15 protein-coding genes are annotated in these 13,014 nt (G+C 54.9%); 1 reads left to right on the top strand and 14 read right to left on the bottom strand.

Translation table 11 applies throughout. The features are described from left to right. Positions 1 to 50 precede the first annotated feature (50 nt). The 13 genes from RT52_RS03400 to smc form a co-directional block, all read right to left on the bottom strand. On the bottom strand, positions 51 to 320 hold the full coding sequence (locus RT52_RS03400; RefSeq protein WP_034815080.1) for an EscU/YscU/HrcU family type III secretion system export apparatus switch protein: 270 nt from the start codon (positions 318 to 320) through the stop codon (positions 51 to 53). Continuing rightward, complete coding sequence (locus RT52_RS03395; protein ID WP_034815079.1) at positions 317 to 1,156, bottom strand: hypothetical protein; 840 nt, start codon at positions 1,154 to 1,156, stop codon at positions 317 to 319. Before RT52_RS03395 ends, RT52_RS03400 begins: the two co-directional genes overlap by 4 nt. A gap of 11 nt (positions 1,157 to 1,167) precedes the next feature. Next, positions 1,168 to 1,920, bottom strand: coding sequence for a ribonuclease HII (locus RT52_RS03390; RefSeq protein ID WP_034808930.1), 753 nt, complete (start codon positions 1,918 to 1,920; stop codon positions 1,168 to 1,170). 41 nt (positions 1,921 to 1,961) lie between these two features. Beyond that, positions 1,962 to 2,822 carry a ribosome biogenesis GTPase YlqF gene (gene ylqF / locus RT52_RS03385; protein WP_034808931.1) on the bottom strand — a complete coding sequence of 287 codons (861 nt, stop codon included), beginning with the start codon at positions 2,820 to 2,822 and terminating at the stop codon, positions 1,962 to 1,964. A 12-nt stretch (positions 2,823 to 2,834) separates the two neighbouring features. After that, complete coding sequence (gene lepB / locus RT52_RS03380; RefSeq protein ID WP_034815076.1) at positions 2,835 to 3,380, bottom strand: signal peptidase I; 546 nt, start codon at positions 3,378 to 3,380, stop codon at positions 2,835 to 2,837. Positions 3,381 to 3,458: 78 nt separating this feature from the next. Continuing rightward, positions 3,459 to 3,812: a 50S ribosomal protein L19 gene (gene rplS / locus RT52_RS03375; RefSeq protein ID WP_024370083.1), complete on the bottom strand. Its 354-nt coding sequence runs from the start codon at positions 3,810 to 3,812 to the stop codon at positions 3,459 to 3,461. 114 nt (positions 3,813 to 3,926) lie between these two features. Beyond that, on the bottom strand, positions 3,927 to 4,643 hold the full coding sequence (gene trmD, locus RT52_RS03370; RefSeq protein WP_034815075.1) for a tRNA (guanosine(37)-N1)-methyltransferase TrmD: 717 nt from the start codon (positions 4,641 to 4,643) through the stop codon (positions 3,927 to 3,929). Next, a complete protein-coding gene (gene rimM / locus RT52_RS03365) occupies positions 4,633 to 5,148 on the bottom strand; it encodes a ribosome maturation factor RimM (RefSeq protein ID WP_034808938.1) in 516 nt (171 codons plus the stop codon). The genes trmD and rimM overlap by 11 nt, the downstream gene beginning before the upstream one ends. 52 nt (positions 5,149 to 5,200) lie before the next feature. After that, positions 5,201 to 5,476, bottom strand: a complete 276-nt coding sequence (rpsP, locus tag RT52_RS03360; protein WP_034808940.1) for a 30S ribosomal protein S16 — start codon at positions 5,474 to 5,476, stop codon at positions 5,201 to 5,203. A gap of 82 nt (positions 5,477 to 5,558) precedes the next feature. Then, entirely contained in the window at positions 5,559 to 6,899 is a 1,341-nt protein-coding gene (gene ffh / locus RT52_RS03355; protein ID WP_034815072.1) for a signal recognition particle protein, read from the bottom strand. Between the two features lie 11 nt (positions 6,900 to 6,910). Continuing rightward, positions 6,911 to 7,234 carry a putative DNA-binding protein gene (locus tag RT52_RS03350; RefSeq protein WP_034808944.1) on the bottom strand — a complete coding sequence of 108 codons (324 nt, stop codon included), beginning with the start codon at positions 7,232 to 7,234 and terminating at the stop codon, positions 6,911 to 6,913. 96 nt (positions 7,235 to 7,330) lie between these two features. Continuing rightward, entirely contained in the window at positions 7,331 to 8,302 is a 972-nt protein-coding gene (gene ftsY / locus RT52_RS03345) for a signal recognition particle-docking protein FtsY (protein WP_034815070.1), read from the bottom strand. Between the two features lie 25 nt (positions 8,303 to 8,327). Beyond that, the gene (smc, locus tag RT52_RS03340; RefSeq protein WP_034815069.1) at positions 8,328 to 11,885 is read right to left on the bottom strand and encodes a chromosome segregation protein SMC; all 3,558 of its coding nucleotides are present in this window, start codon (positions 11,883 to 11,885) and stop codon (positions 8,328 to 8,330) included. A gap of 115 nt (positions 11,886 to 12,000) precedes the next feature. Here smc and RT52_RS03335 point away from each other — a divergent pair, with 115 nt between their 5' ends. Beyond that, positions 12,001 to 12,195, top strand: a complete 195-nt coding sequence (locus tag RT52_RS03335; protein WP_034808954.1) for a DUF1128 family protein — start codon at positions 12,001 to 12,003, stop codon at positions 12,193 to 12,195. 31 nt (positions 12,196 to 12,226) lie between these two features. Here RT52_RS03335 and rnc read toward each other — a convergent pair whose 3' ends face one another. After that, positions 12,227 to 13,006 (bottom strand): ribonuclease III, encoded by a 780-nt coding sequence (rnc, locus tag RT52_RS03330; protein ID WP_051622719.1) that lies wholly within the window; start codon positions 13,004 to 13,006, stop codon positions 12,227 to 12,229. Between the last annotated feature and the right edge of the window lie 8 nt (positions 13,007 to 13,014).

The raw sequence follows: 13,014 nt of genomic DNA, 5'->3' as shown, positions 1-13,014 counted from the left end.
GCTGTCTATCGTTCTTGCTTTAACTTTTCATCTTTTTTTCACAAATAGCGCTAGACATCTATGATTTTATCCTGTTCCATTTGATAAAGAAACACAAACAGCTCGGCGATGACCTGATACAGGTCGTCCGGGATGTGCTCTTCGATTTGTAGCGCGTCGAGAAGCGACAACAGCGCCGGGTCCTCGTGAATCGGGATCCCGTTCGCTTGGGCGAGGGCGAGCATTCGCTCGGCGACGAGTCCGCCCCCTTTGGCGACGACGCGAGGCGACTCCATCGTTTGCTCATACGACAAGGCGATGGCTTGCTTACGTTCGCTCATATTCGAAGATCCACCTTTCCGAGCGGGGCGAACGGCTCTGGCACCGCTTCTATTTTTTGTTCGAACGCGAATCGGGACAGTTCATACCCCGCGTTATGTAACGCCAAAGAGAGTGTTGGCTCATAGGCGCGGACGAACGGACTTAAGTCGTGGCCTTCGTTATACACTTTAATCGTGATTTGCCGCTTATGGACGAGCAAATCGATCCCCGTCTCGCCGAACCGGGGCGTCTCGAGGAAGAGGACGATGCGAGCATGATCGGCGTCGAGCATCTCACGTTTCGGACCCTCGAGACGGAACTTGACGTTCTCGAACGGTCCTAAATGCGGTATGTGAAATCCATGAGCGGCGAACGGAGAGGTCTGCAACGCGTTGAACGTCTCTTGGGCGCGCATGAACGGCTCGAACTTCGCATCTTTCGTTCTGAACAGTTCGCCAATCAACTGCTTCACCTCGCTGCCGGCGCCGCTGTCGAGCAACTTTTGACCTTGCACCTTGATCTGTTCTGGCGTCTCGAGCGGTTGACGGGCGAACTTGGCGAGCTCTGAAGTGAGTAAGGCGAGCGGCGAGCGTGCTACTTGCGCTTCGGTCGTCTGCGGGACGACTTTCAACACGAGTTTCGGCTCGAGCTCTGTGACGACCATCTTATACGTGACGTTCTCTTTCACGTCGGCGTTCACCCCGACGCGAAACAGGCCTTGCGGCAGTTGCATGACGGCCTCACCGCCGGGCAATAACTGGAGCACCCTGCCGACGACCGTATTGCCGACGAGCAGTTGGCGTGACGTCTGTTCCGTCACTTTGAACGGCATGACGCCTTGGTGATCGATGCGCATCGTTTCCCCTCCTACATCTGTTTGATTGGCGCGAACGACTTCCGGTGAATCGGCGTGACGCCACGTTCGGCAAGACCAGACAGATGGTCTTTCGTCCCGTAGCCGGCGTTGCGCTCAAAGCCGTAGCCCGGATAGAGGACGGCGTAATCTTCCATCATCTTGTCCCGGACGACTTTGGCGACGACACTCGCCGCCGCAATCGAGACGCTCCGCGTGTCGCCCTTGATGAGCGACGTCTGCGGCAGCTCGAGTTCGAGGCGCATCGCATCGATCAAGAGCGCATCGACGTCATCGAGCCGCTCGACCGCTTCCTGCATCGCTAGCTTCGTCGCCTCATAGATGTTCACCTCGTCGATGACGTCGGCGGCCACGATGCCGACCCCGACCGTCGCCTCGGCCATGATCTGCTCGAAGGCGCGCTCACGGGCTCGTTTCGACATCTTCTTCGAGTCGTTCAATCCAGGATGATAAAACGAATCGGGCAATACGACCGCTGCCGCGACGACCGGACCTGCGAGCGGGCCACGGCCCACTTCGTCGACACCGGCGATGCGTTCGAATCCCGAGGCGATCAGTTCCCGCTCGAACGCCATCCGGCTCGTGTAATCGTCCCGCTCGGCCTGTTCGTGTAAGAACTGCCTATCTTTTTTGGCGATGAGCGCTAGGACGCCTTTACGCGTCTCAGTGTCGAACGACGCGCGCACCGCTTCCCACTCCTCATATCGGACGGTCTCGAGCCGTCGTTTAATTTCTTCAATCGTCATCGTATCCCTCCTATCCAAAAAAGCCCTGTTTGCACAGGGCTTCACGCCAGCTCATGGTCGGCCGGTGTCTCGAGTGAGATTCGGCCAATCTTTTCGTGACGCAACTCGTTTAACAACAACTCGCTCGCTTTCTCGAAATCGACGTAGCCGCCGCTGATGAGACCGCGTTTCTTGCCAATCAACTCAAGCAGTTCGACCGCATCCTCCGGCAACTCCTCGAGCTTGAAGCGGTCCTTCAACTGTTCCGGATACCGCGTCCGTAGCTCGCGCGCCGTGTAGAGGGCGATATCGTCCAAGTTCAAGATTTCGTCCTTGATCGCCCCTGTCGCCGCCAAACGATAGCCGACGAGCTGGTCCTCGAACTTCGGCCACAAAATCCCCGGTGTATCGAGCAGCTCCATCTCGCCGCCTTTCATCTTGATCCATTGCTGGCGCTTCGTCACACCCGGGCGGTCACCCGTGATGGCGATGTTGCGCCCGGCGAGGCGGTTGATGAGCGTCGACTTCCCGACGTTCGGGATCCCGATGATGAGGGCACGGATTGGACCAGGGTTACGGCCTTTCTCACGCATCCGGTCGTGCTTGTCTTTCATGAGCTTCTCGGCGCCCGTCATGAGCTGCTTCAAGCCTTTGCTGTGCTTCGAGTCGACGGCGACGACTTCGACGTCGTCCCGCTTGAACGCTTTGAGCCAAGCGTCTGTGACGGCAGGGTCGGCCATGTCGGCTTTATTGAGGACGATGAGACGCGGCTTGCCCGCCGTGATCTCATCGACGATCGGATTTCGGCTCGACTGCGGGACGCGTGCATCGACGAGCTCGATGACGACGTCAATCAGTTTAATCTTTTCTGTTACTTGTCTTCTTGCTTTGGCCATGTGGCCAGGAAACCATTGAATTGCCAAAAAAACACCACCTTATTCTTCTACCGTCCCGAAGTCGTCTAGCGGCCAGAACACGAAGTTCGTTTTGCCGACGACGTCCTCTTTCGAGACGAGACCGATCTCTCGGCTATCTTTCGAGTTTTGTCGATTGTCACCCATGACGAAGTATTGATCGTCCGGGACGACCGACTCGCCCGTCACTTGTTCGAGCGTAAAGTTCTCGGTGAGCGGGAACCCGTTCATTTGGGCGCGGAAGTCATCCAAATACGGCTCTTCCATCGCCTCTCCGTTCAAATAGAGCGTATCGTCACGATATTCGAGCGTGTCGCCTGGGATGGCGATGACGCGTTTGATGTAATCTTTCGATTCGGTCGCATGGAAGACGATGATGTCCCCACGATCGAGCTCTCCGACATAGTTCGAGATTTTACTGACGATCATGCGATCAGCATTTTGGAGCGTCGGCATCATCGATTCTCCTTCGACGATGACAGGTACAAAGATGAACGTCCGGATCACGAACGCGATGACGAGCGCTACAACGATCGCCTTAATCCAACTGAACACTTCTTTCAACATGCCTCACTCCTCTATCCGTTTGAACTTATTGTACTAGAAAAAAGAAGCTTGTCGCAAGCGACAAGCTTAATCCCCATCTTAACGACGGATTTCTTTAATACGTGCTGCTTTACCGCGAAGGTTGCGGAGGTAGTAAAGTTTCGCACGGCGGACTTTACCGTAACGAACGACTTCGATTTGCGCGACACGTGGTGAGTGAAGCGGGAATGCACGCTCAACACCTACGCCGTAAGAAATCTTACGGACTGTGAATGTTTCGCTGATGCCGCCACCTTTACGTTTGATGACTACGCCTTCGAACATCTGGATACGCTCACGCGTTCCCTCTACGACTTTAACGTGGACACGTACTGTGTCACCAGGACGGAAAGCAGGTACGTCCGATTTGAATTGTTCTTCTGTGATTTCACGGAACAGTTTTTGTGTGTTCATGAATGTATTCTCCTTTTTCTTCAATGTTCATGTCTTCATATGCCCAGGCATCCAACAGCGGAACATCGGTAATCGGCGGGTTTAACCCACATGCTCAAACATAGCATAAATTGATCAATCGCGCAACGACTCGAGGAAGATTTTATCGCGTTCTGTCAGCTCGGCCGCTTCGAGTAAGTCCGGTCGCCGCTCATACGTCTTTAAAAGCGACTGCTCACGTCGCCACGCCTCGATTCTCGCATGGTTGCCGGACAAGAGGACGTCCGGCACCTTCAAGCCTCGGAAGTCGGCAGGACGGGTATAGTGCGGGTATTCGAGGAGGCCGGTCGAGAACGAATCGTCCTCGTGGCTCGCCTGCGCCCCTAATACATCCGGCAACAGCCGGACGGTCGCGTCGATCATGACCATGGCGGCGAGCTCGCCCCCGGTCAAGACGAAATCTCCGATCGACACTTCATCGGTCGCGAGCTCGTCATGGATCCGTTGGTCGAACCCTTCATAATGGCCGCACAGGAAGACGAGGTGGCCTTCCCCGGCCCATTCCTCGGCGATTTGTTGGGTGAACGGCCGGCCCGTCGGCGTCGTGACGATGACGCGCGGACGATTTGCGTCGAGCGAGGCGAACGCATCGAAAATCGGTTGCGGCGTCAGCAACATGCCGGCACCGCCCCCGTACGGATAGTCATCGACTTTATGATGTTTGTTCGTCGAGAAGTCTCGAAAGTTCGTGAAGCCGATGTCGACTTGCCCGAGCCCTTTCGCTCGCCCGACGATGGAATGGTCGAGCGGGGCGAACATCTCGGGGAAGAGCGTCAACACGTCAATCTTCATCTTCAATCATTCCCGGAATCGGGGTGATGACGACCCGCTTCGCTTCGACGTCAATCTCGCTGACGACCGACTCGATGTACGGAATCAACGCATCAGACTTTCCAGGCCGTTTGATGACCCAGACGTCGTTCGCGCCCGTCTCGAAGATATCATCGACGACGCCGATGACCTCACCGTCGACGACGACGTCGCAACCGATAATCTCATGGTAATAAAACTCGTGCTCCGGGAGCTCGTGCACGTGCTCGGCATGGACGTACAGCTTCATCCCTTTATACTTCTCGACGTGGTTGATGTTCTCGAACCCTTTGAACGTGACGAGATGGAACTGCTTATGGGGACGATACGTCGTGATGGTCATCTCTTGCTTCTTCCCATCGACGTCGAGGAAGAGCGTGTTTCCTTTTTTGAACCGTTCTTCCGGGAAGTCCGTCGCAGCCAAAATCTTCACTTCGCCTTTCAACCCATGGGTGTTGGCGATCTTTCCTACGTACAACCAATCCATTGTATCCCTCCTCATAAAAATAGGCCGACCTCATAAAAGGTCGGCCGCAGGCTTACTTCGCGTTTTTCGCGTTGTGGAATTTCTCCATGATCCCTGCTTTAGAGAACAAGTTACGAACTGTGTCAGATGGCTTCGCGCCGTCTGCCAACCATTTGAGCGCGAGTTCTTCGTCGATGCGAACTTCTGCCTCTGGTTTTGCAACCGGGTTGTAGTATCCTACTTGCTCGATGAAACGACCGTCACGTGGTGAACGTGAATCAGCGACAACGATCCGGTAGAAAGGTGATTTTTTTGCGCCCATGCGCTTAAGACGAATTTTAACTGCCATGGTAATATACCTCCATCATGTGTTTAAGAATTGACAACTTTAATAGTATACTGCTTTTTCGTCCGACTGACAAAAGGTTTCTTTAGAAGAACGGAAAACCGAGGCCTTTTTTCTTCCCTTTCATTTGTCCCGACATTTGCTTCATCAGCTTCTTCATGTCGTCGAACTGTTTGATGAGGCGGTTCACTTCCTGGATGGAGCGACCGCTTCCTTTTGCGATCCGTTTTCGACGACTCGCATTGAGCACTTCAGGATGAGCGCGCTCATGTTTTGTCATCGAGCGGATAATCGCTTCGACGTGATCGAGTTGTTTCTCGTCGATTTGGACGTTCTTCAACCCTTTCATCTTACCTGCACCAGGTAACATCGAAAGTAACTCATCAATCGGGCCCATGTTTTTCACTTGACCCAATTGCTCGATAAAATCATCGAACGTGAATGATGCATCGCGCATTTTGCTCTCGAGCTCTTTGGCGGCATCTTGGTCCATCTGCGACTCGGCTTTTTCAATGAGCGTGAGCACGTCACCCATCCCGAGAATCCGTGACGCCATGCGTTCCGGATGGAATGGTTCGAGGGCATCCAACTTTTCACCGAGACCGACGAACTTAATCGGCGCTCCCGTGACTGCCTTGATTGAAAGGGCTGCCCCACCACGCGTATCACCGTCGAGCTTCGTGAGCACGACGCCGGTAATTCCGAGCAAATCATTGAAGCTGTCGGCCACATTGACCGCATCTTGTCCCGTCATCGCATCGACGACGAGGAAGATTTCATTTGGTTTGGCGATCGTTTTCACGTTTTCGAGCTCACCCATGAGCGTCTCGTCAATGTGAAGGCGACCGGCCGTATCTATCAACACGAAGTCGTGATGATTCGTTTTCGCGTACTCGAGCGCTTGTGTGACAATCTCTTCCGGTGTCACTTGATCCCCAAGCGAGAAGACCGGTAAATCGAGTTGCTTGCCGAGCGTCTCAAGTTGCTTGATGGCCGCGGGACGATAAATATCGGCCGCGACGAGGAGCGGACTCCGGTTGTGCTTTTTGCGAATCAAGTTCGCGAGCTTGCCGGTCGTCGTCGTTTTCCCCGCGCCTTGTAGTCCGACCATCATGACGACCGTCGGCGGTTTTTGGCTAAAGGTGATTGGGACGACGTCGCTACCCATCAGAGTCGTTAACTCATCGTGAACGATTTTGACGACTTGTTGTCCTGGTGTCAACGATTTCATGACGTCTTGGCCGATGGCCCGTTCTTTCACGTCGTTGACGAACTGTTTGACGACTTTGAAGTTGACATCGGCTTCTAGGAGCGCGAGGCGAACTTCACGCATCATCTCTTTGACGTCTGCCTCCGAGATTTTCCCTTTGCCGCGCATCTTCGCAAGTGACGCCTGCAATCGTTCTGATAATCCTTCAAATGCCATGCTCCAGCCCCCTACTCTAAATTTTCAAGCGCTGAAATCGTCGCTGTCACGTCGGGGGTTGTCCCGACTTGACGTTTGAGCGTCTGAAGCAACTGTTGGCGCTGTTCGTGTTTCTCGAACAGACCGAGCTTTGCTTCGTACTGCTCGAGCATCGTTTCCGTGCGCTTTATGTTATCGTAGACCGCTTGACGGCTGACTTCGAACTCTTCTGCAATTTCTCCGAGCGAAAAGTCATCTAGGTAATAAAGAGACATATAGTTGCGCTGTTTCGGTGTGAGAAGCGCCTGATAAAAATCGAATAAATAGTTCATCCGATTCGTCTTTTCTAGCGACATCCGTTCCACCTCCACATGTTAAGTGAAATCCCTTTACAACTAACAATAGTACAGCCGTCCTAACTTCTTGTCAAGTTTTTTTCTTAACAGTGAAAGTCAGGCGAGGTCATCGTTTGTCTGTTCTTTTTCCTCGAACACGTCACCGAACAGACCGAGGACGAACTGCTCTGGGTCGAACGGTTGCAAATCATCGATTTTCTCACCGAGCCCGACGTATTTGACCGGGATATCGAGCTCGTTTCGAATCGCGAGCACGATCCCACCTTTGGCCGTCCCGTCGAGTTTCGTCAACACGATGCCGCTCACGTTCGTCGCTTCTCGGAACGACTTCGCTTGCAACATCGCGTTTTGGCCCGTCGTCGCATCGAGTGCAAGGAGCACCTCGTGTGGTCCGTTCGGCACTTCCCGTTCGATGACACGCTTCACTTTTTCAAGTTCTTTCATCAAGTTGACCTTGTTTTGGAGACGTCCCGCCGTGTCACAAATGAGGACATCGACCCCGCGCGACTTCGCCGCTTGGACGGCATCGAACACGACCGCGGCCGGGTCAGACCCTTCCGCTTGACGAATGACCGGCACGCCGGCCCGTTCGCCCCAAACTTGGAGCTGGTCGATGGCCCCGGCGCGGAACGTATCGCCTGCCGCAAGCATGACCGAGCGGCCCTCTGATTTCAATTGGTGGGCGAGTTTGCCAATCGTCGTCGTCTTGCCGACCCCGTTCACACCGACGAACAGGATGACCGTGAGACCGTCCTGCATGTTGAGTTCACGCTCCGACTCGTCCTCTTGAAGACGTTTCGCCACGACCTCGACGAGCGCATCGCGGACGGCGGCCGGGTCTTTTAAGTTGCGGCGTTTCACTTCTTCTTTCAAGTCTTCAACGAGATCCATCGTCGTCGTCACGCCGACGTCCGCCTGGATGAGCAAGTCTTCGAGTTCATCGAAGAAGTCCTCATCGACTTCACGAAAGCGATAGACGAGGTCGTTGACGGCGCTCGCGAATCCGTCACGCGTCTTCGTCAAACCGTCTGTAAACTTTTGCGACACCTCTTGGGTCGAGGTCGTCAATTTATCTTTTAACTTCTTAAAAAACTCAAGTCAATTCCTCCATCTCTTGTTCCGTCTCGACGACGCGCTTCGCCTCGGCCAGTTCGACCGAGAGCACTTCGGAGACCCCGTTTTGTTGCATCGTCACGCCGTAAAGCGTGTCGGCCGCCTCCATCGTCCCTTTGCGGTGGGTGATGATGACGAATTGTGTATCGATTGAGAGCGTGCGGACGTATTCACCGAAACGATGGACGTTCGCTTCGTCGAGTGCCGCCTCGACTTCATCAAGGACGCAAAACGGCACCGGACGCGTCTTCAAGATGGCGAATAACAACGCGATCGCGGTCAAGGCACGTTCACCGCCAGAAAGCAGGCTGAGCGTCTGCAACTTCTTGCCCGGCGGTTTGGCGACGATATCGATCCCGGTATTGAGCAAGTCATGTTCATCCACTAGTTTCAAATCGGCCTCGCCGCCGCCAAACAGTTCGATGAACGTCTGTTTGAAGTGGGCGCGGACGGACGTGTATGTCTCCTTGAAGAGACGGGTCACTTCCTGGTCCATCTCGGAGATGATCGCATACAAGTCCTCTTTCGCGCTGACGAGGTCGTCGCGCTGTTCCGATAAGAACGTGAAGCGCTCGTTGACGACGTCGAACTCTTCGATCGCATTGATGTTGACCGGACCGATCTCCTCGATTTGACGGACGAGCAACTTGAACTCCTCACGCGCCTCTTCTAAGGCGATTTCGAGTGCCGGGAGGAGCTCGTAGACGAGTCCACGCTCCTCGAGGGCATCGAGTTTCCACTGTCGTTTCAACTCGAGTTCGTTATGTGTCGACTCGATTTTCCGGACGTCACTTTCCATGCGCCGGAGCACGTCCGTCGCCTGTTGCTCACGTTGACGAATAATCCGGTGCGATTCTTCGAGTGCTTTAAGTGAAGCCGTCTCGGTCTCGATGTGACGTTTGAGCGCCTCCATCTCGCCCTGCGCCGCCTCGTGGGTGAGACGGAGTTCAGCAGACGAGACGATTTTTCCGGTCGCGAGACGGTCGAGCTCGGCCTCGATTTGACCGATCCGTTCGGTGAGCTTCACACGTTCTTGATTGAACCGCTCGACTTCCGCCTCGACCCGTTCGAATTCGAGCGCATGACGCTGGCGGTCGAGCTCGAGTTGACGCATCTGTTCGCGCAAGTCCCCCGTCGTCTCGACACTTTTCGCTTGTTCGACACGGAGTGACTCGAGCTGTTTGCGGAGGACCGTCTCTTTCGCTGCTGTCGCCGCGATCTCCTCGGTCAGACGAGCGAGCTCGGACGTCGACGCATCAATCGTTCGTGCGTATCGATTCATCTCATGGTCGAACAGTTCGAGTTGTGCTTTCGCGTCTTGGCTGACGCGTTCGAGGTCACGATAACTCGTCTCGCGTTCGCGAAGGGTGATCTCTTGCTCACGTTTTTCTGTCCGTACCGTCTCGAGTTCTGCCTCGAGACGTTTAATCTCATCCGTATACTCCGTCACCCGTAACTGCTGCTCATGGAGCATGGCGAGCCCTTGCGTCAATCCTTGCTTCAAGTCATCGAGCTCGCGTGACTGCGTGAACAACGCCACACCTTGTTTCCGGCTCCCCCCCGTCATCGAACCACCGACGTTGACGATGTCCCCGTCGAGGGTGACGATGCGGTAGCGATACCCCGTCGTCTGGGCAATCCGGTTCGCCACTTCGAGCGACTTCGCGACGACGACCGCGCCGAGAAGCGACCGCTTCAATCGATCATACGACTCGTCTGTCGTGACGAGGTCGGCGGCGACCCCGACGAACCCGTCCATCGCTTCGAGGCGATGCACGACCTCACTCGGAACGTACCGCTCCTTCACCGTCGTCATCGGGACGAACGTCGCCCGACCGGCGTTCGCCCGGCGCAACTTGTCAATCTCGCGCCGGCCGACTGCCTCGTCGGCGACGACGATGTGTTGTTGCGTCTGTCCGAGCGCCGTCTCGATGGCGGCTTCGTAAGACGGCTGGACTTGAATCAGTTCGGCCACGGCACCGAGGACGCCCGGGCCCCGGTCTTTCAGCACGAACTTGACGGCATGGAAGTAGCCTTCATACGATTGCTTCATCCGCTCGAGCATATCGATTCGGTCTTCGGTCTTCTGGCGACGGCGGTCGAGGTCATGGTACGACTGTTCGGCACGCGTCAACTTGTCTCGGAGCGCACGCTCACGAGTCGTCAACTCGTCTTCGCGTTCGAGCAACTGTTGCCATGCCGCCCGCGCAACCTCGAGCGTCGAGCGCTCCGCGTCGAGCGCGGTCGTCTGTTCGCTTCGCACGTCAAGCCGGTCCTTGTTCTCACGCAGGAGGCGTTCGGTCGCTTCTCTCGCTTGCTCGATATCTCGTTCTTCGCGCTTCTGCTGATTCGTCAACGTGGCTCGTGTCGTCGCAAGTTCGAACGCTTCGCCCTGAAGCTGCTCAATTTCCGACTCGAAATCGCGTGACGCCGCCACGAGTTTTTGATCGAGCGCGTCACGCGAAGTGTCGGCCACCTCGAGCGTCGACCGTTTCTTCGCCATATCGTCCCGTGCGATGGACAAGCGGGCATCGAGCTGTTCCAGCTCAGCAGCCAACTCTTCACGTTGACGTTCAAGGCGTTCTTTCGTCTCGGCACCATGCTCTTCACGAGCCTTTGCCAAGTTGATCTCGCCAACCAAACGTTCGAGCTCGGTCGCCTGTGACCGCTCGGTTTGATGCGACGACTCGAGATGATCCCGTTTGTCCGAAAGATTCGTCTCGAGTTCGGCTCGCTCCGCTTGTAGCGTAGCCAGCGACTCGTTCAAACGCTGTTGTTCTTTCGTCGCCGCATCGAGCTCCGTCTGACAGGTCGTCAACTTTTGACCGAGCTCGGTGATTTCGGCTCCGAGGATGCCGGTCTCGAGTTCGTCATGCCGTATTTTTGCGACTTGATATTCCCGTGCGAGTGCCGCTTGTTCACGTAGCGGTTCGACACGATCGGCGAGCTCATATAAGATGTCGTCGACACGAGACAAGTTGAGCTCCGTGTCTTGCAATTTGCGCTCGGCTTGCTTCTTCCGTTGACGATACTTCAGTACACCAGCCGCCTCTTCGATGACGGCACGACGGTCTTCCGGTTTACCAGAGATGACCTGTTCGACCCGGCCTTGTCCGATGATGGCGAACGCGTCACGGGAAAGACCTGTATCCATGAACAAATCAAGGACGTCTTTTAGACGACATGGCTTTTTATTCATGAAGTAATCGCTATCCCCGCTCCTTGAAACGCGTCGCGTCACACTCACTTCTTCATAAGGGAGTCGCAGATGAGCGTCAGAATTATCGAGCACGAGGGTCACTTCGGCGACGTTCCGATGATTCTCTCCCTCACTCCCGGCAAAGATGACATCTTCCATCTTCGCGCCGCGTAGCGATTTGGCCGATTGCTCCCCGAGCACCCAGCGTACCGCGTCCGATATATTTGATTTCCCGCTCCCGTTCGGCCCAACGACCGCCGTGACACCAGGACGGAAATCTAGTTCAATCCGCTTGGCAAATGATTTAAAGCCCGCGAGTTCAATTCGTTTTAAGTGCATCGTGACCATCCTATCCTCAGTAAGCATTCATTCGTTTATTTTACCACAGTTGACAGTTCGTCAAAATGCTAGAATCATGCTATTCTAAAAAGAACTGTAGAAAGGGGTACGACACATGACGAACGAACAAATGATCGAGGCGATTCTCGACAAGATGAACATCATCAACCGCGGCGCAATCAAAGCCGAAGAATATAACCGGGCCGACAGCTCGGCCGTGAAAGAGATTTATGACTACGTGATGAACCGCTCATCGCTCTCCATCTCTGAAGTCGACGGCATCGTCGAGGAGCTCGGACAATTGAACTGAAAAAGAGTGAGCCGCGGCGGCTCACTCTTTTTCATAGGTCGGCGTAGCGCCGATTGAATTCGATTAACGCCTCTTTCGCGGCAATCTGTTCTGCTTCCTTTTTCGAGCGACCGACCCCTTCTCCGACGATATCGTCAGACAAACGGGCGTGCGCGACGAACTCCCGGCTATGGGCCGGACCGCGCTCTTCGATAATCGTATAGGAGACCGGACCGAGACCTTCCCGCTGGACGCTCTCTTGCAGCTGGCTCTTATAATCCGTCTGTTCTTCAAACACACCGGCCAAGACTTTCGGAAAAACCGCTTCGGCGAGGAACTGTTCGACTGGTTCGATCCCTTGGTCGAGATAGAGTGCGCCGATGTAAGATTCGAACACATCAGCGAGCAACGCCGGACGTTTACGTCCACCCGTCAACTCTTCTCCTTTCCCAAGCAGGATGAACTCAGAGAAAGCGTAAGCTTCGGCAAAGTTGACGAGCGATGGCTCACACACGATGGCAGCCCGTAACTTCGTTAATTCCCCCTCGGAGCGCTCCGGGTACGTCTCATACAAAAATCGTGAGACGGTCAGTTCGAGGACTGCGTCTCCTAAAAACTCCAATCGTTCATTGTCTTTCTTCAGTCCACGTTGTTCATTCACATATGAGGAATGCGTGAACGCCTGCATCAATAGCTCTTTATTCGCGAACTGAACCGAGAGCTTTCGTTCGAGCGCATTGAACTGCTCGAGGATGCGCGCGCGTTCGATTTCGTTTCGTCGGCGCCGCTGTGCCGACCCTTGACGGTCAAACCGTCGTTTGTCTTTTGTCATGGTTCCCT

This window comes from Exiguobacterium alkaliphilum 12/1 (genome assembly GCF_000714435.1).
Lineage (GTDB): Bacteria > Bacillota > Bacilli > Exiguobacteriales > Exiguobacteriaceae > Exiguobacterium > Exiguobacterium alkaliphilum.
Note: the sequence above shows the minus strand (reverse complement) of the source record. Positions and strands in the feature narration are given on the sequence as shown.

What these genes read in the sequence shown, in the direction of transcription:
- RT52_RS03400 (WP_034815080.1), bottom strand. Translation starts at nt 320, where the DNA reads ATGAGCGAACGTAAGCAAGCCATCGCCTTGTCGTATGAGCAAACGATG.
- ffh (WP_034815072.1), bottom strand. Translation starts at nt 6,899, where the DNA reads ATGGCATTTGAAGGATTATCAGAACGATTGCAGGCGTCACTTGCGAAG.
- RT52_RS03390 (WP_034808930.1), bottom strand. Translation starts at nt 1,920, where the DNA reads ATGACGATTGAAGAAATTAAACGACGGCTCGAGACCGTCCGATATGAG.
- RT52_RS03350 (WP_034808944.1), bottom strand. Translation starts at nt 7,234, where the DNA reads ATGTCGCTAGAAAAGACGAATCGGATGAACTATTTATTCGATTTTTAT.
- rplS (WP_024370083.1), bottom strand. Translation starts at nt 3,812, where the DNA reads ATGAACACACAAAAACTGTTCCGTGAAATCACAGAAGAACAATTCAAA.
- smc (WP_034815069.1), bottom strand. Translation starts at nt 11,885, where the DNA reads ATGCACTTAAAACGAATTGAACTCGCGGGCTTTAAATCATTTGCCAAG.
- rimM (WP_034808938.1), bottom strand. Translation starts at nt 5,148, where the DNA reads ATGGATTGGTTGTACGTAGGAAAGATCGCCAACACCCATGGGTTGAAA.
- RT52_RS03335 (WP_034808954.1), top strand. Translation starts at nt 12,001, where the DNA reads ATGACGAACGAACAAATGATCGAGGCGATTCTCGACAAGATGAACATC.
- rpsP (WP_034808940.1), bottom strand. Translation starts at nt 5,476, where the DNA reads ATGGCAGTTAAAATTCGTCTTAAGCGCATGGGCGCAAAAAAATCACCT.
- lepB (WP_034815076.1), bottom strand. Translation starts at nt 3,380, where the DNA reads ATGTTGAAAGAAGTGTTCAGTTGGATTAAGGCGATCGTTGTAGCGCTC.
- RT52_RS03395 (WP_034815079.1), bottom strand. Translation starts at nt 1,156, where the DNA reads ATGCGCATCGATCACCAAGGCGTCATGCCGTTCAAAGTGACGGAACAG.
- rnc (WP_051622719.1), bottom strand. Translation starts at nt 13,006, where the DNA reads ATGACAAAAGACAAACGACGGTTTGACCGTCAAGGGTCGGCACAGCGG.
- trmD (WP_034815075.1), bottom strand. Translation starts at nt 4,643, where the DNA reads ATGAAGATTGACGTGTTGACGCTCTTCCCCGAGATGTTCGCCCCGCTC.